Source organism: Mycobacterium sp. UNC410CL29Cvi84 (assembly GCF_000686745.1).
Lineage (GTDB): Bacteria > Actinomycetota > Actinomycetes > Mycobacteriales > Mycobacteriaceae > Mycobacterium > Mycobacterium mucogenicum_B.
Map to the genome: position 1 here is coordinate 1 of NZ_JMLM01000018.1, position 21,823 is coordinate 21,823.

Genomic DNA, 21,823 nt, shown 5'->3' on the forward strand with positions numbered 1-21,823 from the left:
CGCACGCGTTGCACGGTGAAGCCGGCGACCAGGGCCACGGCGAGGATGAGCAACGGGATCCACGCCTTCTTGAGCGCATTGCCGATCACGCTGCGATCTCCTTGGTCACGCTGACCCTCCCCGTCCTTCGATTGCTCGACATGCCCTGGCGGACCGTGTGAGCTGGGGCGTTGCGCACCGCTTGTGTAGCGCCGCCACCTGTGTCACATTTCAATCTGCCGATCGGCAGACTCAGCGTATCCACCAAGGTAAACTTAGACAAGTTAAGCGAATCAATTGATGCAGGTCGGTGCCCACATCGGGGCATCCCGTGTGACGCAGGTGACGTGACCGCGAGTGCGGTGACCACGGCTACACGGCGACCGATTCGGGTCGCCGGTGAACAGGGAGCGGGGATTGGCCAAATCGGTGGGGCCACGCGGATCGGCGCGGGCACGGGTGATCGAAGCCGCCCTGGCGTTGTTTGCGGACCACGGCGTGAACGGCACATCGCTGCAGATGATCGCGGATCACCTCGGGGTCAGCAAGGCTTCCGTGTACTACCAGTTCCATTCGAAGGACGACATCGTGCTCGCCGTGATCCGGCCGGTGTTCGCCGAACTCGATCAGCTGGCCACGGCGATCGAGGCGCAAGAGAACGCGGCGGCCCGCCAGGAAGCCGCGATCACCGGATTCGTCGAGCTCGCGGTCCGGCACCGGCGCGTGACGGCCGTCTTCTATCGCGACCCGGCCATCGACACCCTGGTCAAAACCCACGAGGAGTGCAGCGCGATCAACCAGCGCCTCCGCAAGGTGCTGGGAATGGACAGCGCAGATACCGAGACCCGGGTGACCATGTCGCTGGTCACCTCGGGCGTCTACGGCAGTGCGATGGATCCCGACCTACAGGACATCCCCGACGATGAACTCCACCGCATCCTGCTGCAGTCCGCGCGGCGGCTGCTTGCGGTGGAGGAGCGGGACGCTATTCGGCGATGAAGACGGGGATCAGGCGGTCGGTCTTGGTCTGGTACTCGGCGTACGGCGGGTAGGCCTCGACGGCCCGGTCCCACCACTCCTGCCGTTCGTCGCCCTCGAGCTCACGAGTCGTCAGCTCGAAGACCTTGTCGCCGTCCTGCGCCGTGATCTGCGGGTTGGCCTTGACGTTGTGGTACCACGACGGGTGCTCGGGGGCACCGCCCTTGGACGCCACGAGGGCGTAGCGGCCGTTGTGCTCGACCCGCATCAACGGCACGAGACGCTTCTTGCCGGACTTGGCTCCGGTGGTGGTGAACAGGACCACCGGCCGATCGAGGATCTGCACCCCGTCGGTGGTGCCCTGCGCCAGAATCTGTTCGGTCTGCTTGCGCACCCAGTCGGTGGGGCTCAGTTCATGTTCGGTCACTTTGTTCCCAACGGATTGAGGAAGCCGGGTTATTCCGGTCGCGACCGATTCTTCCCGGTCTGCAGGCATCCGGGGGAGTGCTCGGCCGAAATCCCGTGGCCGCAGAGGTAGCCACCCCCAGAGTCGTTAGTTAGGTTAGCCTAAGTTGTGTGTCGACGATATGGGAGACGCTGCCGCCGGAGGTGAGTTCGGCGATGCTCTCGACCGGGCCGGGGCCCGGTTCATTGCTGGCAGCCGGCGCCGCGTGGCGGGCGTTGGCTGTCCAATATGCCGACGCCGCAACGCAATTGGCGGGGATCCTGGCAACGGTCCAGGGCGGGGCGTGGGACGGTCCGACCGCCCAGCAGTATGTGGCCGCGCATGGTCCGTTCCTCGACTGGCTGACCTCGATGAGCGCCGTTGCCGAGGCGATCGCCGAGCGGCACGACACCGTTGTCGCCGCTTATTCGGCGGCTGTCGCGGCGATGCCGACGTTGGCCGAACTCGCCGCCAATCACGCCGTGCACACCAGTCTGCTCGCGACGAATTTCCTTGGCCTCAACACCATTCCGATAGCGCTGAATGAAGCCGACTACGGCCGGATGTGGCTGCAGGCGGCCGCGACCATGCGGGTCTACGAGGGCGTCTCCACGGTAAGTCTCGAGTCGTCACCGACCGCATCGCCGGCGCCGGCCATCACGTCTGCGGAAGCCGGTGTGTCGGTCCGTGCGGCCTCGTCGGCCTCGGGCCAATTCACGTTCCGCGATCCCGCGGGCGTCGTCGTCGAGCAGATTCGAAAGCTCGTCAACGCGCTGGCCGAGTGGGCCCGCGATCTGCCGGAACCGTTGCGCAGCATCGCCACTCAGGTGTTGGACGGCGCGGCGGCGGCGGTCAACGCCAAACTCTTCAGCATCCTGACCTACTCCGTGCTGGATCCGCTCATCTACTTCGGCCCGTTCGCCGCGATACCCGCACCCGCGGCGGCTGCTGCGGCGTCCGCCGCAGCAAGCGCCGCAGCCCCGGCCGAGCCGGCTCCGGAGCTGACGCCGGGTCGGGTCGCCGAATCAGTTCCTGTGAGCGACAACCACGTTCAGGATCGCGGCGAAGTGCCGGCGGTCGGCACTGCCGCGCCGGCGGCCACTGCGTCCGCGCCCGCGCCACAATCGGGTTCGGCGCTGATCCCGTCGTCGTCCCCCGCGCCGATGGCTCCCATGCCCGACGCGCCTTACCTGTACGCCGTCGGCGTCGGCCCGGACGGGGAGGGTTCGGCGCCGACCGTGCGCGGTGCGGCCACCCAGGCGGTATCTGCGCCGGTTCAGGAACCTGTGGCGGCAAGTGCGGCCGTCGCCGAGCGTCGCGCGGCGCGACGGCGCCGGAAATCGCGGCAACACCGGCACGAGCCGATGGCGGCCGATGGCCGGATGACGCTACCCATGCCGGGCGAGCCCGAGGTCAGCGCTTCCGGCAGCCATGCCGAACTCGATGCCACGGCACGTGGGCTGGTTGGTTCGCGGGCGACGGTGCCGAGCGAGGTGGTGCGGAAGCCGATGCTGCCGTCGACCTGGGCCAGGGCCTAGTTGACGAATCGCTGGGCGCGAGCGGGCGCCGACGAGGTGGCGCGCGCCTGCCGGTATCCGACCAACCCGCCGGCGGCGGTCAGGGTGATGATGCCGGCGAATCCGGGGACGGCGACCGCCGCGACCTCGCTGAGGCCGGCGGCCCGCAGGTAGTCCGGATAGCCCGGCCGGAAGTCCTTCGCTGCGAGGAGGTGGGTCTCGGCGGCGAAGACATCCCGGGGCTGGACCGGCGGGACCGGTTTGTCGGTGGTGCCCGGAGCGCCCGGCGAGATGTCGCGCGGCAACGAATCAGCGCTCGCGGCAAAGGTTTTCGGCAGCTGGTTCGAGTTCTGCGGGAAGGCCCGGCTGTCCGGTGGCAACTGGATGGCGGGCATGCCCGGCGTGTATTGCAGGAACGGCAGGTTGGAAGCCGCCGTCGCCAACTCGCGGACGGTGGTCTCGATGGGGTTGATCAGCGCGTCGGCGAAGACGGGCAGGGCGGCAAGACCTGGAATCGGGACGGCGTCGACGACCGTCGGGATGGTGGTCTTGACGAGGTCGAGCGCGGTCAACGGAACCTGGGCCACGGCCAGCGGCAGCTGCGCCAGCGGGGGCTTGGGATCGGTCGCGACGCCGGTGTCCTGGCTGTTCTTCGTGGGTTCCGGCGTCAGGGCGGCCGACGGTTGGGGTGTCCCGTTGTTCGCCGGCGTCGGCACTGACGCGGAGAACGTCGCCGAGCCGCCGGGCGTGAGCAGCGGAGGGTTCTGGCCGGGCTTGGGCTTGACGCCCGGCACGAGGCCGGTCAGCGGTGCGCCGCCGATGATGCTGGTCGGATGCTGGATGATGCGGGTGAACTGGCCGACCATTCCGCCCAGGGTGGTTTGCAGGTTCGAGGACGAGCTGCTGCCGGTCGTGGAGCCGGTAGTCGACGATCCTGTCGTCGTCGTGGCGCCGGTGGTGCTGCCACCGGTCGTCGTGGACGTGTCCGAGCCGGTGGTCGTGCCGCCGGTCGACGAGCCCGTCGAAGTGCCGGTGGTGCTCGAGGTGCCAGTGGTCGAGCCGCCCGAGGTGCCAGTGCTGGAACTGCCGGTGTCGGTGTCGGCCAACGCCACGACGGCTTCGGGACCCAACGCCAGCAACCCCGCGGTAACGAGGCTGGAGGCGGCGAGGAGCCGCGCGTGGGGCATCACGCGGAGATCACCTCCCCTTTTCTGACCAAAGTGCAGTATGTCACACGCGTCTGACCATTACCTATGAACAAAGTAAGCCCTACTCCGGCGTCAATTGATGCGGCGTTTTCTCGACGTCCGACGGCGGGTTGAACCGGCCGTGGCGGGACCGGAACAGGTCGACGATCGGCCACTTATTGACGCCTCTTCCGATTTGTGTCAGAAGGTGTTAATGGGGCAAATGTGACTACTGGTGTTATTGAGTTGAAGCTCCCGTAAGAAAAGGAGGCAGAATTTCAGTCTGGTCTCAGAGATCAAGGTAGCGAAACGCATAGGGTTCGAACGGTTATCGGTCCGTGTTGTATTTGTGACTTTTGTAGCCCACCGTTACCGAAGTGAAACCAGTGCCCAGTGTGGCGCCGAGCACTCAGGAACAGGGAGCGTGCTGATGACCGCAACTACTGAAGTGACGTACCGCAGACGATCGGTGGCCGCCCGCCCGGGCCGGCCGAAGACCGGGAGGACACAGGTCGGCTCGGTGGATGTCATCGCGACGTCAGCCGCGGTGCTGCGGCCTGTCGTGGTGGCCGGGGCGATCGTGGCCGCCGCCCTCATGTGGGGACCGCGCGCCCAGGCCGACGTCGTCCATGACGCGCTCAATGACGTCGGTATCGGCAACAACGGACCCGTCAGCAACGCCATCGCCGAGGTGGGTACCTCGATCTGCCCGCTGCTGGTGCAGCCGGGCAGCCAGATGGCCAGCACGGCAACCCAGATGAGCGGCAACGGCGGCATCGCGCCGCCGCTTGCCGGGTTCGCCACGCAGGTTGCGATCCAGACCCAGTGCCCCGCCTTCATGACAGCACTCGCAAACGGAAACATCCCGGCGCTGATGAACGGCGGCCTGCCGGTGACACCGCCGGGGCTGCCCGCTATGCCGTCCGTCGGGTTGCCGGACCTGTCGGGCGCGACGGCCGCGGTTCCCGGCACGCTGGGGGCGGTGCCGGGCACGCTTGGTGCGGTGCCGGGCACGCTGGGCACGGCCACAACCCCCGTTTCGAGCGTCTTGGGCGCGGCCACCGCTCCGGTGCCGGGCACATTGGGTGCGGTGACGGCACCGTTGCCCGGCACGTTGGGGGCCGCGACGGCTCCGGTCTCCGGTGCGCTCGGTGCGGCGACCGCCCCGGTGGCTTCGGCGCCGGGCCTTACCGCGCCGTCGGTCGCGGTGCCCGCACCCGGTCTGTTGGCGCCCGCGACGCAGGCACCGTTGCAGCTGGCCTCGTCGCCGGTCGTCCCGGCGATTCCCGGCTACTGAGGTCTGACCCCGCCGACGGGACATCGGCGGGAGTGCATTGAGGGCTGTGGCTTCGAAAAGCCACAGCCCTCAATGTTGTTGCGCTACTTGTCAGCTGTCGTGGCTGCTGCTGCCGCCGCTGCTGCTGGTGCTCGACGCGTGCGACGCGCCGCCGCCCTCGGGCGCACGGTGCTTGCCGCCGGTCGAACCCGCGGGCACGGAGACCGAACCGCTCGCGCCTTCGGGAGCGCTGTGTTTGCCGCTCTTCGAGGACTTGTCGGCCTTCTTGGACTTGCCCGAGTCGGCCTTCGTGGACTTGTCGTCGGTCGACTTGTCGGCACCGGCCTTGTCGTCCGACTTGCTGCCGGCCTTGGTGTCCGGCTTGTCGGTGCTCTTGGTGTCGGTGTCCTTGGCGCCCGAGTCCTTGGCGTCGGTGTCCTTGGTCTCGGTCGACTTGGTGTCGGTGCCCGTGGTCTCGGTCTTCTCGTCGGTCTTGCCGGCGGGCTTGCTGGTGTCCTTGGCGTCGGTCGGGCTGTCGGTGGCGGTGCTGCCCGTCGTCTTACCGGTGTCGGTACTCGTCGGCGTCGTGCCCGGCGTGCCGGACTCGGGTGACGTCGCACCGGTGGCCTTCGGCGTCTCCGTCTCGGCGGAGGCGGGCTTGGCCGTCAGCGACAGCGTCTGGGTGGTCGGCAGCGTCGTGGTCGAGGCCAGCGTCTTCAGCGAGGTCGTGGCGGCCAACGGCGTTGCGGCCAGCGGGAACCCGGAGAAGATCGCGCCCGGCAGGGCCTGCAGTCCGGCGATGAGGGCGCCCGGCAAAGCGCTGATGCCCTTGATGATGGTGGCCGGCAGGGTGGACAGGTTCTGCAACGCGGCGATCGCGGTGTTGATCGCGGTGGTGATGAGCACCGGGATTTTCGCGGTCGTGCCGTTGAAGAAGGTGGCGTTGATCGCGTTGATGCCCTTGATGATGGCGTTCGGTGCCGCGATGAGGGTATTGACGATCGGCAGCAGCGTCTGGTTGTAGATCGCCTTGTTGATGTTGTTGAGGCCGGTGATGATCGCGTTCGGACCCTGGATCAACTGCGCGACGAACGGCCCGACGGTCTGGGCGTAGATCGCTGCGTTGAGCGTGTTGATGGCCTTGATGAACTCGTTCGGGCCGGCGATGAGGTTGTTCAGGAACGTCTGGTATGCCGTGAACGGCAGTGAGATCAGCTGGAGCAGATCGGCCGGGAAGGCGGTCAGGTAGTACTTCTCCGCGTAGGTGGACACGTGGGACACGGTGGCCACAGCGGAATGTGCCGCTTGCAGGGAGTGCGGCGCGGGCAGCGGTGCCGCGGCTCCTACCGAGGCGACGACGCACACCGAGCACATTCCGGCAACGAGAGACGAAGGCAGTGCGTTGTGCCGAACAGCGATTTGCATGATGGACCCCGGATTCAGTGAGGCAGAGCGGAATTAGGCGGTCTGAAAGTAGCGGAAACCGGCATGTGCCACTAGCTGAGCAAATTCCCTCATCGGCCGCCTGACCAGGCAATACGTGCACTATTTCCCCGCCGGGGTAAATAAATCAAGCTGAAGTTTTCCAAGAATTCATCCGGGCCCGGCCGCTGTGACGGCCACATCATTTGCCAGCGGTGCGGTGTGGGCGCTCGCCGAACCGGTCCGGGTGTGATGGGGTGGTGACGATGTCCGACTTCACATTCCGTGCTGCGGGGCTGGCTGCCGCAACCCTGACGGGTGCGGTGTTGGCGCTGGCCGGAAGCCCGTTGGCGGCAGCCGATCCCACAACGGACGCCCAGGGATTCGTCGACTCGACGGCGCGCTGCCCGACCGGCGATACCGCGGTGGCGTTCGGCAGCACCGCGTCGTCACGGGTCGCCGTCTGCAAGAGCGCCGGCGGAGAGTACCAATATCGCGGTGTCCGGATCAGCGACGGTGCGAAGCTGATCGCCACCGCGACCGCGGACGGCCGGGGCGGCTACACCGCGACGAGCGACGGCATCACCTATACCGTCACCGCGAAATCGCTTGATATCAGCGCCGGCTCGCAGTCCATCCGGTCCGAGCCGATGACGTTCTTCCGCGGCGGTGGGCCGCTGCCCGCAACCGCGCCTGCGCCGGCACCGGCGGGTACGCCGTCCACGCCGGTCACCGGAGCCCCTGCGCCCGTACCGACCACGCCGCTGCCGCCGCCGTTGCCGGCGGAGGTCGGCGGCACCCGTCAGAGCGGGCACTGACCTGACCGCAGGCGTCAGGCCGTCCGGGTGTCCCCGGGCTTGGCGGGGTGAATGCCGCAGCTGCACGCGCTGATCGACGGGCAGGTGCACTGCATGCCCCATTCGACGACCGCTCGCGCGAGATGCAGCTCGGCGATCTTGGCGTCGATCTCGGCCAGCTTGGTCTCTGCCAGGGCGCGGCTGGCCGGGCGCCCGGGGGCGTCGTCGGCGAACAGCAGCTGGATCTCATCGAGTGAGAACCCGGCGGTCTTGCACACCCGGATGACGTTGAGGCGATCGATGACGGTGTCGTCGTAGCGGCGTTGACCGCCGACCCGGGCCGGCGCCGGGATGAGACCGATCTGTTCGTAGTAGCGCAGCGTCGTCGCGGCGACGTCCGTGCGTGCCGACACTTCGCCGATGGTGAACGTGGCCATGACACTCCTGATTCGGCCTTGACTTGAAGCCAACTCTAAGTCGTTGACTGTACGCATGGCTACCAACACACAGCGATCAGACATCAGTGAATTGGGTAGGACCCGCTACGCGCTGCTCCGGAGCTACCGGCGTGACGGCGAGCCGGTCGATACGCCGATCTGGTTCGCCGTCGAGCAGGACGCGATCGTGTTCCGGACCAAGCGTGGTCCGAAAACCGCACGGCTGCGCGCACATCCGCGTGTCGAACTGACGGCGTGCGACTACCGAGGCCGAAAGCTAAGCGGCGCAACCGTATTCACAGGCACGGCGACGATCCTCGAGGGTGGGGCCGCGGCGGAGGCGAACCGGGTGTTGCACCGGCGCTACGGGTGGCAGTGGAATCTGGTGCCGCTGATCAGGATTCCGGGGGTGACTCAGGTGCACGCCGGGTTGCCGTTGCGGGAGAAGTGGCACAAGGCACGGAACCGCGGTGTCTGGGACGACAGCGCCATCGTGCGCATCGACTTCGGCTCCTGACGTTTGATCCTGTGCCCAGGTAGGAGTCAACACCGACAAAAAGCACGGTGCCGACACCAGATTGGTGTCGGCACCGTGTTGGAGGTCGAAGGTGCGGTCAGAAAGCCGGCGTCGCCATGTGCGTCTTGCGACGGTGGTGGAGCAGGGCACTCAGCCAGCGGAGATCGATCAACATGTTCAGTTCCTGTCTTACGCGGACTTCTTGGTGAGGAACGGCAGCAACCGGCGACGCTCGTACATGCTGTCCGAGAAGTGGTGCAGCGCTTCGGAGACGGAGGTTGCGGTCGGGAAGGCGGACTCTGCACCGCAGGCCAGCAGTGCGGTCGAAACCGGCTGGGATGCAATGAGGGACCACTCGTTGCCTGCTGCGATGCAGCTGTCGTTGACCTTGTCGAGCAGTTCGACGCAGGACACTGCGAACGAGGTGACCCCGCTCAGGTCCAGGATGAACGGCTTCTCTGGGAGTACGCAGCGCCGTGCCTGCGCTGCAACCAGGTCCACATCGGTTTCGTCGATGACTCCGGTGACGGTGAGTACCGTCGCCAGTTGACGGCACTGGGCGCGCACCTCGGCGTCGCCGCAGGCGACCGCCGGATTGCCATAGCGGAAAGCGGCTGTCGATGCCGAGTCGCTGGTGACCATAGCCATGTGATGCCTCCCTTCGATGTTGCCGAACGCCCGACAGCTGTGTCGTTTCTCCGGCTCGAGATCGAAGTTATGTGGCCAAGTTAAGGTACCGGGGAGTAAGTCCTAAATCATCGCTAAGAAGTGTGATTGCTTCAGCTAGCAAACATGGTCTCAGCGGGGTAACGGTCACGGTCGGCGCAACTGATGGCCCTGGTAGCCCACCCACGGCGAATAGTCGGCGATGAGTGGCTCCTGCGGCGGCCGCAATTCTTCCGGCACGTGCTGCAAATTGATCCGGATGCGGTACCAGATCGAGCTGGGTCCACGCATGCCGTCGACCAGAACATCTATGGCTTCCAGGGCAGATGCCGCCTCCGGATGCTTCGCCCGCCACTCGTCGAGCGCGGCCATCGCCTCGTCGCGCGTCTTCGTTCGAGCAACCTCGATGAGCGGCATCTGCGACGCCCGCCGCCCATCGGCGGACGTGCCACCCTCGGTTTTGTCGGTTTTGGGCATCGGACCCAGTTCTTCGGCCAACGCCAGCAACCCCTCGAGGCCGCCGGCGGCGTCGTCCATGCCGGCCCACGGGTCACCGAATTGCGCGTACCGGGCGGGCACCGTCGCCACCGTGAATTCCTCCGGACGGCAGCCGGGGACCTCGTCCCAGAACAGCGGTGTCGAGACGCGGGCGTCGGGCCGCGACCGCACCGAGTACGCCGACGCGACCGTCCGGTCTTTGGCGTTCTGGTTGAAGTCGACGAACACGCCCTGGCGTTCCTCTTTCCACCACCGGCTGGTCGCCAGTTCGGGCGCTCGCCGCTCCACCTCGCGGGCCACGGTCTGGGCGGCCAACCGCACCTGCTTGTACGGCCAGTTCCGCTCGATCCGGGCGTAGATGTGGAAACCCCGCGAGCCGGACGTCTTGGGCCAGGCCGTCAGTCCGTAGTCGGTGAGCACGTCGCGGACTACGGCTGCGACGTCGAGAATCTGCGGCCACTCGACACCCGGCATGGGGTCGAGGTCCACGCGTAGCTCGTCGGGGTGTTCCAGGTCGTCGGCCCGGACCGGATGCGGATTGAAGTCGATGCAGCCCAGGCTCACCGCCCACACCAGCCCGGCCGCCTCGTCGATGACGGCTTCCTTCGCGGAGGTGCCGGAGGCGTATTTCAGTTCGGCGACGTCGATCCAGTCGGGTCGCTTCTCCGGTGCGCGTTTCTGAAAGATCGCTTCCTGGGCAATGCCTTTCACGAACCGCTTCAGGATCATGGGCCGCCGCGCGACGCCGCGCAGCGCACCGTCGGCGACGGCGAGGTAGTAGTTGACCAGGTCGAGCTTGGTCACTCCCGGTTCCGGAAAGATCACCTTGTCCGGGTTGCTCACGACAACCTCGCGCCCGCCCACTTCGAGGGACCGCGAGTCACCCATGAAGTCATCGTAATTGGCCCGAGAATTGGGGCCGGAGTTCCGGCCGCGTTACCCGCGGTGTCACCTATGGTTGGCTCATGGCGAAGCTGACTGACCTCCCGTCGCAGGTGGCAAACAAGGTTCAGGAAACTTTGGAGAAGTCGGTCGGTAAATACGTCGACCGCGGCGCCGCCGAACTGCACTACGCCCGGAAGATGTTCGAAGCGGGTGCGCTCAAACTCGAATCGCCACAGCACATCGCCGCGATGCTCGCCGACATCGTCCGCTGGGGTGAGATCGGTATGGTCCCGGCGCTCAACGCGCGTCGTACCCCGCACCGCACCGCCGTCATCGACGACGACGGCGACATCACCTTCCAGGAGTTCGACGACGCCGTGAACGCGACGGCCAACGCGTTGCGCGCCAAGGGCATTCAGGCCGGTGAAGGCGTGGCGATCCTGGCCCGCAACCACCGGTGGTTCCTGATCTCGGTATACGGCGCGGCGCGGGTCGGCGCGCGAATCATCCTGATGAACACCGAATTCTCGGGTCCGCAGATCAAAGAGGTCTCCGAGCGCGAGGGCGCGCAGCTCATCATCTACGACGACGAATACGCCGACGCCGTCGCGTTGTCCGAGCCGCCCCTGGGCAAGTTGCGGGCGCTGGGGTACAACCCGGACAAGCCGGAACCGTCGGGCAGCATCGACGAATCCCTGGCCGATGTCATCGCCCGGACCAGCAGCCTCGCGCCGCCGAAGGTCGCCAAGCCGGCGTCCATCATCATTCTGACCAGCGGCACCACGGGAACTCCCAAGGGCGCCAACCGAAGTGCCCCGCCGTCGCTGGCCCCGGTGGGCGGCGTGCTGTCGTCGGTGCCGTTCAAATCCGGCGAGGTCACCAGCCTGCCCGCGCCGATGTTCCACGCGCTGGGCTACCTGCATTCGACCATCGCCATGCTGCTGGGCAGCACGTTGGTGTTGCGGCGCCGTTTCAAGCCGGCCACCGTGCTCGCCGACATCGAGCGGCACCGGGTCACCGCCATGGTGGTGGTGCCGGTGATGTTGTCGCGCATCCTCGACGAACTGGACAAGACGTCGCCGAAGCCGAACCTGTCGAGCCTGCGCATCGTCTTCGTGTCGGGTTCGCAGCTGGGATCCGAGCTCGCGACGCGGGCGCTCAAGGATCTGGGCCCGGTGATCTACAACCTGTACGGGTCGACCGAGATCTCGTTCGCCACCATCGCGCGTCCGCAGGATCTGTCGATCAACCCGGCGACGGTCGGCCCGGTGGTCAAGGGCGTCCGCGTGAAGATCTTCGACGACAACGGCAAGGAACTGCCGCAGGGCAGCGTCGGGCGCATCTTCGTCGGCACCACCTTCCCGTTCGAGGGGTACACCGGCGGCGGTGGCAAGGAGATCATCGACGGGATGCTGTCTTCCGGCGACGTCGGTTATTTCGACGAACGCGGACTCCTGTACGTCAGCGGCCGCGACGACGAGATGATCGTCTCCGGCGGCGAGAACGTGTTCCCCGCCGAGGTCGAGGACCTGATCAGCGGGCACCCCGAGGTGGTGGAGGCGACCGCTATCGGCGTCGACGACAAGGACTTCGGCGCGCGGCTGCGGGCCTTCGTCGTCACGACCGAGGGCGCGACGGTCAGCGAGGACGACATCAAGGCCTACGTCCGAGATCACCTGGCGCGCTACAAAGTTCCGCGCGAGGTCGTCTTCCTCGACGAGTTGCCGCGTAACCCCACCGGCAAGATCCTCAAGCGCGCGCTGCGCGACATGGACGTCTAGACACCTAGTTGTTGACGTACCAGGACAGACATGCCGGCCTGCCGCGGCACGCGATGATGGCGCCCGCGTCGGGAGCCGCGCCGCGCACCTTCGGGGTGTTCCGGTCGGGCAGGTTGCAGTTCACGACGTACGGGTTCCACGGGACAACGCCGTTGACGCACGGATCGCCCGTGGCCTGCAGCGTCGTGGTCGGGCTGCGCAGTGTCGTCGGCAGGATCGTGAACGCGATCGCGACGGCCCCGATCAACATCGGCCGTAGCATGCGCGCCGCTCGTGTAGTCGGCTCGTGCGTGGTCATGATCATCACCACCAAAATGTGCTTTCGCCTACCTCGACGGTACACCCGTACCAGTGCTGCCGATAACGCGGAAAACCCCCATTTCTATTCCGAAATGGGGGTTCCGCGGCGCTCCGGCGAGGTGCTTACGGGTCGCGGGGCAGGCCCAGCAACCGCTCGGCGATGATGTTCAGCTGCACCTCGGAAGTGCCGCCGTAGATGGTCGTCGCGCGGCCGGCCAAAAGGTATTCGTCCCACCGGCCGGAGGGCTGCTGAGGGTCACCGACGACGGCGTCGCTGCCGAATGACGCGACCCCGAATTCGGCGTAGCCCTGGCCGGTCTTCATGGACAGCAGCTTGGAGATCGCGGCGGCCGGCATCGGATCGCCACCGGCGAGCGTCAGCAGCGTCGAGCGCATGTTGAGCAGCTTGGCGGCATGGCCCTCGGCGATCAGCTTGCCGGCCTCGTGGCGCTGCAACTCGTCGAATTCGCCGCCGCGCAGGAACTCGACGAATTGGTCCAGGCTGGCCAGGAACGGCGGCTCGCTGCTGCCGATCGACACCCGCTCGTTGGTCAGGGTGTTGCGGCTGACCTCCCACCCGCGGTTCACCTCGCCGAGCACCATGTCGTCGGGGACGAACACGTCGTCGATGAAGACGGTGTTGAACATCGCGTTACCGGTGAGCTCACGCAGCGGCTTGACCTCGACACCCGGACTCTTCATGTCGAGCAGGAAGTACGTGATGCCTTGATGTTTCGGTGCATTGGGGTCGGTACGGGCCAGCAGCGCACCCCACGCGGAGAACTGGGCGCCCGTGGTCCAGATCTTCTGGCCGGTGATGCGCCAGCCGCCGTCGACCTTGACGGCCTTGGTGGTCAGGCTGGCCAGGTCGCTGCCGGCACCCGGCTCGGAGAACAGCTGGCACCAGATCATGTCGCCGCGGAACGTCGGCGGCAGGAAGTCCTGCTGCTGCTTGTTGGTACCGAACGCCACGATCGACGGGATGATCCACGCCGCGATGCCCATCTGCGGGCGCCGCACCTTTCCGGTGCTGAACTCCTGGGCGATGATGATCTGCTCGATCGGTGACGCCGCCCGGCCCCACGGCGTCGGCAGGTGCGGCTGCACCCAGCCGCCCTCGGCGATCGCGGCGTTGCGCTCCGGTCCGCTCGGAAGTGCTTTCAGCGCAGCCACTTCCGCACGAATCTCGGCGCGCAGCTTCTCGGTGTCCGGGTCCAGATCGATGTCGATGGACCGCATGCCGGAGGTGGTGGCCAGGTCCACGACCTGCCGCGGGTACTCGGCGGCGCGGCCGAACCCGGCCACCAGCGCGATGGCGTGCCGGTAGTACACGTTGGTGTCGTGCTCCCAGGTGAAGCCGATGCCGCCATGCACCTGGATGCAGTCCTGCGCACAGTGCTGGGCGGCGACGGGCGCCAGCGTGGCGGCCACCGCGGCGGCGAACAGGTAGTCGGAGTCTTGCTCTTCCCCCGTCGCTCCGCTCGCCCCGGCGTCGCCCGACGCATGCTCGTCGAGCGCGCGGGCGGCATCCCAGACCGCACCCGTGGCGCGCTCGGTCTCGGCAATCATGTTGGCGCACTTGTGCTTGATGGCCTGGAACTGTCCGATGGGCCGGCCGAACTGCTCACGGATCTTGGCGTATTCGGCGGCGGTGTCGGTGGCCCACCGTGCGACGCCGACGCATTCGGCCGACAGCAGCGTCGTGATCAAGGCCCGTGCGTGCGGGTGCGTCAGGCCGGTGAGGACGCGGTCGGCGGCCACCTCGACGGCGTCGGCGCGCACGTGCGCGACGGGATGCAGCGGGTCGACGCTCTGAACCGGGTCGATCTGCAGGGTTGCCGTGTCGAGCACGACCCACCGGTCGTCGACGGGCACCACCAGAAGGGTGGCTTGCGCGGCCGCCGGGACGGCGCGAATCTCACCGCTGACGACGAGCCCGTCGCCCTGGGTGGTGGCGGTCAGGCCTGAGGTCAAGGCGTAGGCGGCGATGGTCTCGCCGGAGGCCAGGCCGGGCAGCAGGGGCGACTTGGGGTCGTGTGCGGCGATGAGCGCACTGGCGATGGCCGACGGGACGAACGGCCCGGGGACGGCGCCATAGCCGAACTCGGCCAGGGTGATCGCGAGTTCGAGGATGCCGAAGCCCTGTCCGCCAACGGCTTCCGACAGGTGCAGGCCCTGCAGGCCCTGGTCGGCGGCGGCACTCCAGTACGGCGGTGGGTTGCTGATCGGGGTCTCGAGGGCCTCGTGCAGCACCTCGGACGGCGCGACCCGCGCCACCAGGGACCGGACCGAATCGGCCAGATCGTTGTGCTCGGATGTGATCGCGATGGGCATCGTTGCCTCCTGTGACCGGCTGCGGGCTTGTGGCGCACCCGACCAAATAACTGGTCGGTTGGTTCCGAGAGTAACCCACTTGACGGGTGTTTAGAGGTTCACTCCGTTAACCACGTTGGCCAGCTGCCGTCCGGCGGCGAGTCGCTCGCAGTTGTCCACCGCTTCGGCCAGGTAGCGGCGCATGGTGTCGGCGGTGTACCAGGTGGTGTGCGGGCTGACGACGACGTTGTCCAGGGCCAGCAGCGGATTGCCGGGATCGACGGGCTCGGTGGCGAAGACGTCGAGGCCCGCGGCCTGCAACGGCCCGTCGCGCAGGGCGGCGACCAGTGCGGGTTCGTCGATGACGGCGCCGCGTGACGTGTTGACCAGGACCGCACCCGGTTTCATCCGTCCCAGTGGGTCGGCATCGAGCAGTCCCTCGGTGTGCTCGGTGAGCGGCAGGTGCAGCGAGACGACGTCGCTGACGGCGAGCAGGTCGGGGAGCGTCCGCCAGCCGGGGTGGCCCTGTGCGCCACGGGTATTGGTGTGCACGACGGTCGCGCCCATGGCGGTGACGATGGTCTCGACCCGCTTGGCGATGTTGCCGTACCCGATCAGCCCGACGGTGCAGCTGCCGATGTCCCGGACCGTCTCGCCGAGCGTCGGGTCGGTGGGCCAGCCGTCGCCGGCGCGCGTGGCGCGGTCGAGTTCCGGCAGCCGTCGCAGGGCGGCCAGCATCAGCATGACCGTGCCCTCGGCGACCGAAGGGGCGTTGGCGCCGGGCATGTTGGCCACGGCGATGCCGAGGCGGGTCGCGGCATCGACGTCGATGGTGTTGACGCCCGCGCCCATCTTGTGGACCAGCTTGAGGCGCCGGCCCCGTTCGAGATCGTCGGCGCTGACGGGCCGCAGGACGTGCCACAGCACGTCGGCGTCCGGCAGCTCCCGGTAGAACGTCGCGTCGTCGTCCTCCGCGCAGAACCGCACATCGACCAGACCACCCAGCGGGGCAAGGAATTCGGTGACCCTCGGGCCGGGCGTGAAGTGCGCCAGCACCCGGACCGCCGGATTCACCGCCACCGCTTGGCGATCCACTTGGCGATGAGGTCGGCCTGTTCGCTGCGGGCGCCCGGGGTCGTGAAGTAGTGGTCGGAGTCGATGGCGTGCAGCGTCTTGTCCGTCGATGCCAGTGCGTCGAAGATGCGTTGCGCGTCAGAGGGATAGACGCCCGAATCCTGCTCGGCGTTGATCACCAGCGCGGGGTTGTCGATGAGGGCCAGGTGCGGCTCGGCCCGGGTCTGGGCGTGCCGCAGGCTCCACATCGTCAGCCAGCTGCGCAGCGTGCACGCGGCGGCGATGCCGTTGGCGGAGCGGTTGGCCTGGACGGGGGTGCCCGCATAGCACTGATTGGCCGGGCGCTTCGTGGGTTCGAGGGTGGGGTCGATCATGCGCAGGTCGGCCCAAGTCCGCATGACGGTGAAGGGGCGGTCCCGGAAGCCCGCGGCGCGAACGCGCGCGTACTCGGTTTCCACCCAGTCGGTGATCGCATGGTTGCGGGCGACCTGCGCGTCGCGGTATCGCTGGACGAACTCCGGGGAGAAGGGCGGGCCGTTGTGCGCGGCGAACGGGTCGAGATCGGGATCGGTTGCCAGGGCATCGGTTTCGTCGGTCACCGAGCCGTCCATCCAGTTGGTGAGTACGTCCGGTCGGCCCGGGTGGGCGGCGCTGGAGATGTAGCCGTCCGCCGGCACCAGGTCGTAGACGCCCGCGGCCGGGCGCATGCCGTCCAGCGGCGTGATGTGCGGTGAGAGCGCCTGGGCCTGGTAGGCGGCCATGAGCGAGCCGCCACCGGAATTGCCCAGCAGAACAACGGTTTCCACGCCGGCGACCTCGCGCAGCCAGCGCACCCCGACGCCGATGTCCACAAGTGCGTGATCGAGCAGGAAGCTGGATTCGTAGCCGCGGAATCGGGTGTTCCAGCCGAGGAACCCGATACCGCGGGTAGCCATGTAGTCGGCGAGATAGTGCTCGGCGAAATCGATCTGGTAGTGCGCGGCGATCATCGCCACCTTGGGTTTGCGGCCCATTCCTCGGTAGTAGATGCCCTGGCAGGGATGGCCACCGGACCCGGCGCGCAGCGCGGTCGGCGAGTCCATTCCGATGAATTCTCGGGTGACTCCCGCGGCGGACGAACTTCCGGGTTTGTTCATGTACGCGGATTCCCCTCGTGGTAGATGGTCCGGTAGAAGATGTTGGCCAGGGTGGTGACGCAGGCTTCGTCGTCTGCGGTGGTGGCGCCGTCGCCTGACAATTGGGTATAGCAGAACTGGTTCAGCATCGATACCAGAGCCACGGCAACGAGCCGCGGATTGTCATCCGGGCAGAAGCCTTGCTGCTGAGCGTGTTTGACCATCGACACGATGAGCGAGATGGGCAGCTCGCAGATTTCGGCCCAGTACTGCGCGAAATCGTCGTTGATCATCGCCAGTTGGTAGATGGCGATGACCTCGGCAAGCCGATGCCGATAGGTCTCCCAGTGGGCGGCGGCGGCCTGGTGGGAGCGTTCCCAATTGGTCAGCTCGGGGCCGGTGGCCGGCAGGGCCCGCTCGCGGGCCTCGTCGCGGAAGCGCTGTGCCCATTCATGGACCATCGCCTCTTTCGAGTCGTAGTAGTTGTAGAACGACGCGGTGGACCGGCCGGCCTCTGCGGCGATGTCCGAAATGGTGGTCGCCAGAATGCCTTTGCGGGCAATGACGGCGCGGGCGGCGCTGTCGATCGCCGCCTGCGTCTGGCGGCCCCGCACGGTGGGGAGCTGCTCGCGTGGCGCGACGGTCACGGTGGCGTCCTTCCAAAGAGTCATTGATCAAACCTAAACCTGATGTTAGATTCAGATTAGGTGATTGACCAGACCCTGTCGTCAGGAGTGGCACGATGATCAAGCCCGACAACCGCAACGCCGAATTCGAGCTGGGCGGCATCAACCATGTCGCGCTCGTCTGCGCGGACATGGCGCGGACCGTCGACTTCTACTCGGGCGTGCTGGGCATGCCGCTGGTGAAGTCGGTGGACCTGCCGGGCGACATGGGCCAGCACTTCTTCTTCGACGCCGGTAATGGTGACTGCGTGGCGTTCTTCTGGTTCGCGCAGGCACCCGACGGGGAGCCCGGCATCTCGCAGCCCGCGGCCATACCCGGGATCGGGGAGTTCGTGAGTGCCGTCGGTTCGTTGAACCACTTGGCTTTTCATGTGCCCGCGGAGAAGTTCGACGAGTACCGCAAGAGGCTCAAGGAAAAGGGCGTGCGGGTCGGCCCGGTGCTCAACCACGACGAGAGCCCGATGCAGGCGTCGGCGACGGTGCACCCCGGCGTGTACGTGCGGTCGTTCTACTTCCAGGACCCCGACGGCATCACGCTGGAATTCGCCTGCTGGACCAAGGAATTCACCGAGGCCGACGCCGTGACGGAACCGCGGACCGCCGCGGACCGGCGGCCGGCGGTCGCTCCGGCCTGACTCTGATGCCGGGGCCCGCCGTCGGTGATACGCAAGTGCATCCGGATCATCCCTGGCTGGAAGTGCTCTCGAACACTGCATCTTGATCTCAACCATGGTTGAGCTTGCAGGCTGGGTGCATGCCTACCTGGATTTGCGATGGATGTGGAGTCGAGCACGCCGACGCCGAAACGCGGCCGCCCGAGAACAGTTGTGTTTTCACCGCTGAGGTCGTTCCCATCGAGGAACGCGGACATCTGCCACCGCATGGCACCTGGACGACTCTGGAACGCCTTGCCGCGCAGCCACATCAGACCGAATACGTCGACCATGGTCGGGGTGTGCACAGCCTGCGCAGGTCACCCCGATTCGCGATCGGCCACCGGTCATATCTGGTGCAGACCGCTGCCGGCAACATGTTGTGGGACGCGCCGAGCTACCTGGACGATTCGATCGTCGGTCTGGTCAATGCGCTCGGTGGGGTCGCGGCGATCGCGGCGAGCCACCCCCACATGTTCGGCGCCCAGCTGTCCTGGAGCAAGGCGTTCGGTGGCGTGCCGGTCTACGTGAATGCTCGTGACCAGGAATGGGTTCCGGCGCCCGATCCGGTCATCGAATACTGGGACGGCGAGATCGAGCCGCTGCCGGGACTTCGGCTGGTGCACGTGGGCGGCCACATGCGGGGTAGCGCCGTGGCGGTGTGCCCGGACGGCACGCTGCTCGTCGGGGACACCATCTCGGGCGCCCTGGCCAAAGACTGGGTGTCGTTCCAGCGCATGTACCCCAAGCACTTGCCGCTGTCGGCGGCAGTGGTTCGACGTATCGTCGACCGCCTTGATGCCTACGAATACGACCGGCTCTACACCCTGGGTGGCGACGAGATCGATCACGGCGCCAAGGACGTCGTGCACCGCTCTGCCGACGCTCATATCCGCCATGTCAGCGGTGAATTCGACCACCTGACCTGACCTCACGGCGCAGGTGCGGCTACTTCGTCGCCTCGACGAAGTAGCCGCGCGGCACGTCGGGCACATCCATCGGCACCGCGGGTGCGAACCAGCGGCCCCATTCATTGCCCGGCACCGCCACGTCGGTGACGACGGCCGACCACCCGTGACGCTCCGCCAACTCACCCGGCTGGTCGGTGCCGAACAGCCATGGCGCGCCGTTGCGTGCCATCGACTGTCGTACCGCCGCGAGCAGCTGCGCGTCGAGCAGCGTCTTCCCGACGACGTCGTACAGCAGCACCGAACCGGCCGCCGACAGGGCGTCGACCCGCTCGAAGACCGTGCCGACGGCGGCTTCGTCGAGGTATTGCAGTAGGCCCTCGATCAACCACACCGTGGGCTGCCGGTCGTCAAAACCTTTGGACTGCAAGGCATCTGTCCAGTCGCCGGTGAGGTCGACGCCGACGGCAACCCGGGTGCACAACGGTTCTTCGCCTGCCAGTGCCGTGGCCTTGGCGGCGATGACCTCGGGCTGGTCCAGTTCGTAGACCGTGGTGCCATCGGGCCAGGGCAGCCGGAACGCGCGGGCGTCCATGCCCGCGGCGAGAATGACGACCTGGCGGACGGACCGTGTGCCGCGTAGCAGCGCTTCGTCCCAGAACCGGGTGCGCACCACGATCTGCCGCGTCGGCCGATCCCCGGCTTCGGCGACGGCCTCATCCAACAACCGGCGGCCCGTCTCACCGGCCAGGCGTTCGGCGAACGGATCGGTGAAAAGCCGGTCAGGGCGGCGGGATTCGTCGGCGCGGATGGCGGCGACCAGAAGGCCGGTGTTCGCGACGGCCTGTGCTCCTTCGTGCATGCCTCCATACTGCCGGTCAGCCGAGCCTGGCGCTTGGATATTTTTGCCGCCCTCGCGACTACCCCGTCAGCCCGACGTGACTGGGCAGCGCGCTGCGCCGCTGGGTGTACTGGGTCGGCGTCACCGAGGTGAACCCGCGGAACTCGCGCACGAAGTGGGGTTGATCGAAATACCCGAGAGTGGCCGCGACGTCGGCGCCGTCGCCGCTGCCGGCATCGAGCAGGCGCAGCGCGGCCTGCAGCCGCCGCACGCGCAGATAGGCCTTCGGGGTGAGTCCGATCTCGTTGCGGAATGTCGCGATCAGGCGCTTGGCGGAGAGGCCCGTCAGCTTGGCCGCCTCGGAAACCCGAAGCGACGGTTGGTGTTCGGCCGTGTGCAGGACCGGCATCAGCGTGTGGGAAATCGGCCGCAACCGGGCGAGGAGGAAGTCCTCCACGATCTCGATGCGCCGCGGCCAGCCCGGTGTCGCGATCAGTTGCTCACGCAGCAGCGCGGCATCGGCGCCCCAGAGGTCGGTCAGGTTGACGCAGGAATTCTCCAAGTCCGCCAACGGAATTCCGAAGAACGGCAGCGCGCCGCCGGGCCGGAAATGGATGGTCAGCACCGCTTCACCCGGATCGATGCGGGTCACGTACGACAGCGTGCCCGGACCGGTCAGGAATGCCGGCTCCACCGGCATTCGGGTGACGCCGTCGGCGGAGAAGAAGTCGACGCGATCGCGCCCGCCGACGTCGATCACCACGGTCGCCGCGCCGCGGGGGAGGGCCCGGCTGCGGTCGGAGGCGACGCCGCCATGCGCCCAGTAACCGAAGAAGTCGATGTGCTGGTTCAGCGGCGACCGGGGCCGGCGGAGCTGGGGTCCGTTCACCGGCGGACGGCCCGCTTGCCGAGCGTGTTCAGCAGCAGCGCCAGATGGTCGACCAATTCGTCTGGCGTGAAGGTGATTTCGCCTGACAGCCAGGCGCTCAGCGTCTGTGCGACGCCCCCTACGGCGAAATGAGTGCCGGCGCGGCGGCGGTCCCCCGCGGGCAGTTGAAGGGCGTCGCCCGCGTGCTGGCCGAGCAGCATGGCGAAGAAGGCCGTCGACTCGTTGCGTTTGCGTGCCACCACCTCGTTGGACAGCTGGGCGCTGAACAGCAGCCGGCCGACCCGGGGATCGCCGGCGATGGCGTGCACGATGTTGGCCATACCGGCGCGGCTCTGCTCGTCGGGCGGTGCGGCGGCGACCGCCGCCTGCGTCGTGGCGGCGAGGTCGGCGACCACATGATCGAAGACGGCTTCGACGAAAACGTCCTTGTCGGAGAAGCTTTCGTAGAAGTAGCGCATCGCCACGCCGGCTTCGCCGCAGATGGTCCGGACGGTGAGCTCTGGTGCCGGCGGCGTGGCACCCAATATCTCCAGTCCGGCGTCGATCAGCCGGGCCCGTCGTTGGGCCAGGCGTTCTGCCGCGTCGATCCCGCGGTACGGCCGTACCTGAGGCACCCCGCCATCTTGACACCTGCACCGTGCCGCGGGCAATATCAGGAA

Annotated in this window: 23 protein-coding genes; 8 read left to right on the forward strand and 15 right to left on the reverse strand. The window is 67.2% G+C overall.

The annotated features are described in order from the left end of the window. The coding region (locus BR47_RS33270; protein WP_036427671.1) for an MmpS family transport accessory protein at window positions 1–89 on the reverse strand (89 nt) is incomplete at its 3' end. Window positions 90–396: 307 nt separating this feature from the next. Here BR47_RS33270 and BR47_RS0122560 point away from each other — a divergent pair. Further along, window positions 397–978 (forward strand): TetR/AcrR family transcriptional regulator, encoded by a 582-nt coding sequence (locus BR47_RS0122560; protein ID WP_029105784.1) that lies wholly within the window; start codon window positions 397–399, stop codon window positions 976–978. On the opposite strand, the gene BR47_RS0122565 is transcribed toward BR47_RS0122560, so the two are convergent. Next, a complete protein-coding gene (locus tag BR47_RS0122565) occupies window positions 965–1,384 on the reverse strand; it encodes a nitroreductase family deazaflavin-dependent oxidoreductase (RefSeq protein ID WP_020103868.1) in 420 nt (139 codons plus the stop codon). The genes BR47_RS0122560 and BR47_RS0122565 overlap by 14 nt on opposite strands. 149 nt (window positions 1,385–1,533) lie before the next feature. Here BR47_RS0122565 and BR47_RS31180 point away from each other — a divergent pair, with 149 nt between their 5' ends. Then, entirely contained in the window at window positions 1,534–2,940 is a 1,407-nt protein-coding gene (locus BR47_RS31180; protein ID WP_141772286.1) for a PPE family protein, read from the forward strand. Here BR47_RS31180 and BR47_RS32225 read toward each other — a convergent pair. Beyond that, the gene (locus BR47_RS32225) at window positions 2,937–4,109 is read right to left on the reverse strand and encodes a hypothetical protein (protein WP_141772287.1); all 1,173 of its coding nucleotides are present in this window, start codon (window positions 4,107–4,109) and stop codon (window positions 2,937–2,939) included. The genes BR47_RS31180 and BR47_RS32225 overlap by 4 nt on opposite strands. A gap of 427 nt (window positions 4,110–4,536) precedes the next feature. On the opposite strand from BR47_RS32225, the gene BR47_RS32230 reads away from it, so the two are divergent. Beyond that, window positions 4,537–5,403 carry a DUF732 domain-containing protein gene (locus BR47_RS32230; RefSeq protein WP_090562925.1) on the forward strand — a complete coding sequence of 289 codons (867 nt, stop codon included), beginning with the start codon at window positions 4,537–4,539 and terminating at the stop codon, window positions 5,401–5,403. Window positions 5,404–5,493: 90 nt separating this feature from the next. Here BR47_RS32230 and BR47_RS0122585 read toward each other — a convergent pair whose 3' ends face one another. Continuing rightward, window positions 5,494–6,654, reverse strand: a complete 1,161-nt coding sequence (locus BR47_RS0122585) for a hypothetical protein (protein ID WP_141772288.1) — start codon at window positions 6,652–6,654, stop codon at window positions 5,494–5,496. 416 nt (window positions 6,655–7,070) lie between these two features. Here BR47_RS0122585 and BR47_RS0122590 point away from each other — a divergent pair, with 416 nt between their 5' ends. Continuing rightward, entirely contained in the window at window positions 7,071–7,622 is a 552-nt protein-coding gene (locus BR47_RS0122590) for a hypothetical protein (protein ID WP_029120851.1), read from the forward strand. A 14-nt stretch (window positions 7,623–7,636) separates the two neighbouring features. Here BR47_RS0122590 and BR47_RS0122595 read toward each other — a convergent pair whose 3' ends face one another. Further along, complete coding sequence (locus BR47_RS0122595) at window positions 7,637–8,038, reverse strand: MerR family transcriptional regulator (protein ID WP_020103874.1); 402 nt, start codon at window positions 8,036–8,038, stop codon at window positions 7,637–7,639. Window positions 8,039–8,093: 55 nt separating this feature from the next. Between BR47_RS0122595 and BR47_RS0122600 the strand changes: the two genes are divergently transcribed. Next, window positions 8,094–8,555, forward strand: coding sequence for a PPOX class F420-dependent oxidoreductase (locus BR47_RS0122600; RefSeq protein ID WP_020103875.1), 462 nt, complete (start codon window positions 8,094–8,096; stop codon window positions 8,553–8,555). A gap of 189 nt (window positions 8,556–8,744) precedes the next feature. On the opposite strand, the gene BR47_RS0122605 is transcribed toward BR47_RS0122600, so the two are convergent. Both BR47_RS0122605 and ligD read right to left on the reverse strand, forming a co-directional pair. Beyond that, window positions 8,745–9,203, reverse strand: a complete 459-nt coding sequence (locus tag BR47_RS0122605; RefSeq protein WP_029120852.1) for an STAS domain-containing protein — start codon at window positions 9,201–9,203, stop codon at window positions 8,745–8,747. Between the two features lie 165 nt (window positions 9,204–9,368). Beyond that, the gene (gene ligD, locus BR47_RS0122610; RefSeq protein WP_029120853.1) at window positions 9,369–10,607 is read right to left on the reverse strand and encodes a non-homologous end-joining DNA ligase; all 1,239 of its coding nucleotides are present in this window, start codon (window positions 10,605–10,607) and stop codon (window positions 9,369–9,371) included. Between the two features lie 77 nt (window positions 10,608–10,684). Here ligD and fadD2 point away from each other — a divergent pair, with 77 nt between their 5' ends. Continuing rightward, the gene (fadD2, locus tag BR47_RS0122615) at window positions 10,685–12,385 is read left to right on the forward strand and encodes a long-chain-fatty-acid--CoA ligase FadD2 (protein WP_029120854.1); all 1,701 of its coding nucleotides are present in this window, start codon (window positions 10,685–10,687) and stop codon (window positions 12,383–12,385) included. A 4-nt stretch (window positions 12,386–12,389) separates the two neighbouring features. On the opposite strand, the gene BR47_RS33580 is transcribed toward fadD2, so the two are convergent. The 5 genes from BR47_RS33580 to BR47_RS0122640 all read right to left on the reverse strand — a co-directional run bounded on the left by BR47_RS33580 (window position 12,390) and on the right by BR47_RS0122640 (window position 17,834). Further along, window positions 12,390–12,635, reverse strand: a complete 246-nt coding sequence (locus tag BR47_RS33580; RefSeq protein ID WP_353582960.1) for a hypothetical protein — start codon at window positions 12,633–12,635, stop codon at window positions 12,390–12,392. Between the two features lie 173 nt (window positions 12,636–12,808). Further along, complete coding sequence (locus tag BR47_RS0122625) at window positions 12,809–15,019, reverse strand: acyl-CoA dehydrogenase family protein (protein WP_029120856.1); 2,211 nt, start codon at window positions 15,017–15,019, stop codon at window positions 12,809–12,811. Between the two features lie 90 nt (window positions 15,020–15,109). Next, window positions 15,110–16,078, reverse strand: a complete 969-nt coding sequence (locus tag BR47_RS0122630) for a 2-hydroxyacid dehydrogenase (RefSeq protein ID WP_029120857.1) — start codon at window positions 16,076–16,078, stop codon at window positions 15,110–15,112. After that, entirely contained in the window at window positions 16,069–17,208 is a 1,140-nt protein-coding gene (locus tag BR47_RS0122635; RefSeq protein WP_029120858.1) for an alpha/beta hydrolase, read from the reverse strand. The genes BR47_RS0122630 and BR47_RS0122635 overlap by 10 nt, the downstream gene beginning before the upstream one ends. Next, entirely contained in the window at window positions 17,205–17,834 is a 630-nt protein-coding gene (locus BR47_RS0122640; protein WP_029105786.1) for a TetR/AcrR family transcriptional regulator, read from the reverse strand. Before BR47_RS0122640 ends, BR47_RS0122635 begins: the two co-directional genes overlap by 4 nt. A gap of 95 nt (window positions 17,835–17,929) precedes the next feature. Between BR47_RS0122640 and BR47_RS0122645 the strand changes: the two genes are divergently transcribed. Both BR47_RS0122645 and BR47_RS0122650 read left to right on the forward strand, forming a co-directional pair. Next, window positions 17,930–18,508 carry a VOC family protein gene (locus BR47_RS0122645; RefSeq protein ID WP_020103884.1) on the forward strand — a complete coding sequence of 193 codons (579 nt, stop codon included), beginning with the start codon at window positions 17,930–17,932 and terminating at the stop codon, window positions 18,506–18,508. Between the two features lie 119 nt (window positions 18,509–18,627). Beyond that, window positions 18,628–19,455, forward strand: a complete 828-nt coding sequence (locus tag BR47_RS0122650; RefSeq protein ID WP_029120859.1) for an MBL fold metallo-hydrolase — start codon at window positions 18,628–18,630, stop codon at window positions 19,453–19,455. 19 nt (window positions 19,456–19,474) lie between these two features. On the opposite strand, the gene BR47_RS0122655 is transcribed toward BR47_RS0122650, so the two are convergent. From BR47_RS0122655 to BR47_RS0122665, 3 genes are read right to left on the reverse strand one after another with little or no spacing between them, the layout of a single operon-like run. After that, window positions 19,475–20,296 (reverse strand): SAM-dependent methyltransferase, encoded by an 822-nt coding sequence (locus BR47_RS0122655; RefSeq protein WP_036427672.1) that lies wholly within the window; start codon window positions 20,294–20,296, stop codon window positions 19,475–19,477. Window positions 20,297–20,354: 58 nt separating this feature from the next. Beyond that, a complete protein-coding gene (locus BR47_RS0122660) occupies window positions 20,355–21,164 on the reverse strand; it encodes a helix-turn-helix domain-containing protein (RefSeq protein WP_029120861.1) in 810 nt (269 codons plus the stop codon). Continuing rightward, entirely contained in the window at window positions 21,161–21,778 is a 618-nt protein-coding gene (locus BR47_RS0122665; protein ID WP_029120862.1) for a TetR/AcrR family transcriptional regulator, read from the reverse strand. Before BR47_RS0122665 ends, BR47_RS0122660 begins: the two co-directional genes overlap by 4 nt. Window positions 21,779–21,823: the final 45 nt, after the last annotated feature.

Coding starts and splice junctions, on each gene's coding strand:
- BR47_RS32230 (WP_090562925.1), top strand. CDS start 4,537: ATGACCGCAACTACTGAAGTGACGTACCGCAGACGATCGGTGGCCGCC.
- BR47_RS0122590 (WP_029120851.1), top strand. CDS start 7,071: ATGTCCGACTTCACATTCCGTGCTGCGGGGCTGGCTGCCGCAACCCTG.
- BR47_RS0122595 (WP_020103874.1), bottom strand. CDS start 8,038: ATGGCCACGTTCACCATCGGCGAAGTGTCGGCACGCACGGACGTCGCC.
- BR47_RS0122600 (WP_020103875.1), top strand. CDS start 8,094: ATGGCTACCAACACACAGCGATCAGACATCAGTGAATTGGGTAGGACC.
- BR47_RS0122605 (WP_029120852.1), bottom strand. CDS start 9,203: ATGGCTATGGTCACCAGCGACTCGGCATCGACAGCCGCTTTCCGCTAT.
- ligD (WP_029120853.1), bottom strand. CDS start 10,607: ATGGGTGACTCGCGGTCCCTCGAAGTGGGCGGGCGCGAGGTTGTCGTG.
- fadD2 (WP_029120854.1), top strand. CDS start 10,685: ATGGCGAAGCTGACTGACCTCCCGTCGCAGGTGGCAAACAAGGTTCAG.
- BR47_RS33580 (WP_353582960.1), bottom strand. CDS start 12,635: ATGTTGATCGGGGCCGTCGCGATCGCGTTCACGATCCTGCCGACGACA.
- BR47_RS0122625 (WP_029120856.1), bottom strand. CDS start 15,019: ATGCCCATCGCGATCACATCCGAGCACAACGATCTGGCCGATTCGGTC.
- BR47_RS0122635 (WP_029120858.1), bottom strand. CDS start 17,208: ATGAACAAACCCGGAAGTTCGTCCGCCGCGGGAGTCACCCGAGAATTC.
- BR47_RS0122645 (WP_020103884.1), top strand. CDS start 17,930: ATGATCAAGCCCGACAACCGCAACGCCGAATTCGAGCTGGGCGGCATC.
- BR47_RS0122650 (WP_029120859.1), top strand. CDS start 18,628: ATGCCTACCTGGATTTGCGATGGATGTGGAGTCGAGCACGCCGACGCC.
- BR47_RS0122655 (WP_036427672.1), bottom strand. CDS start 20,296: ATGCACGAAGGAGCACAGGCCGTCGCGAACACCGGCCTTCTGGTCGCC.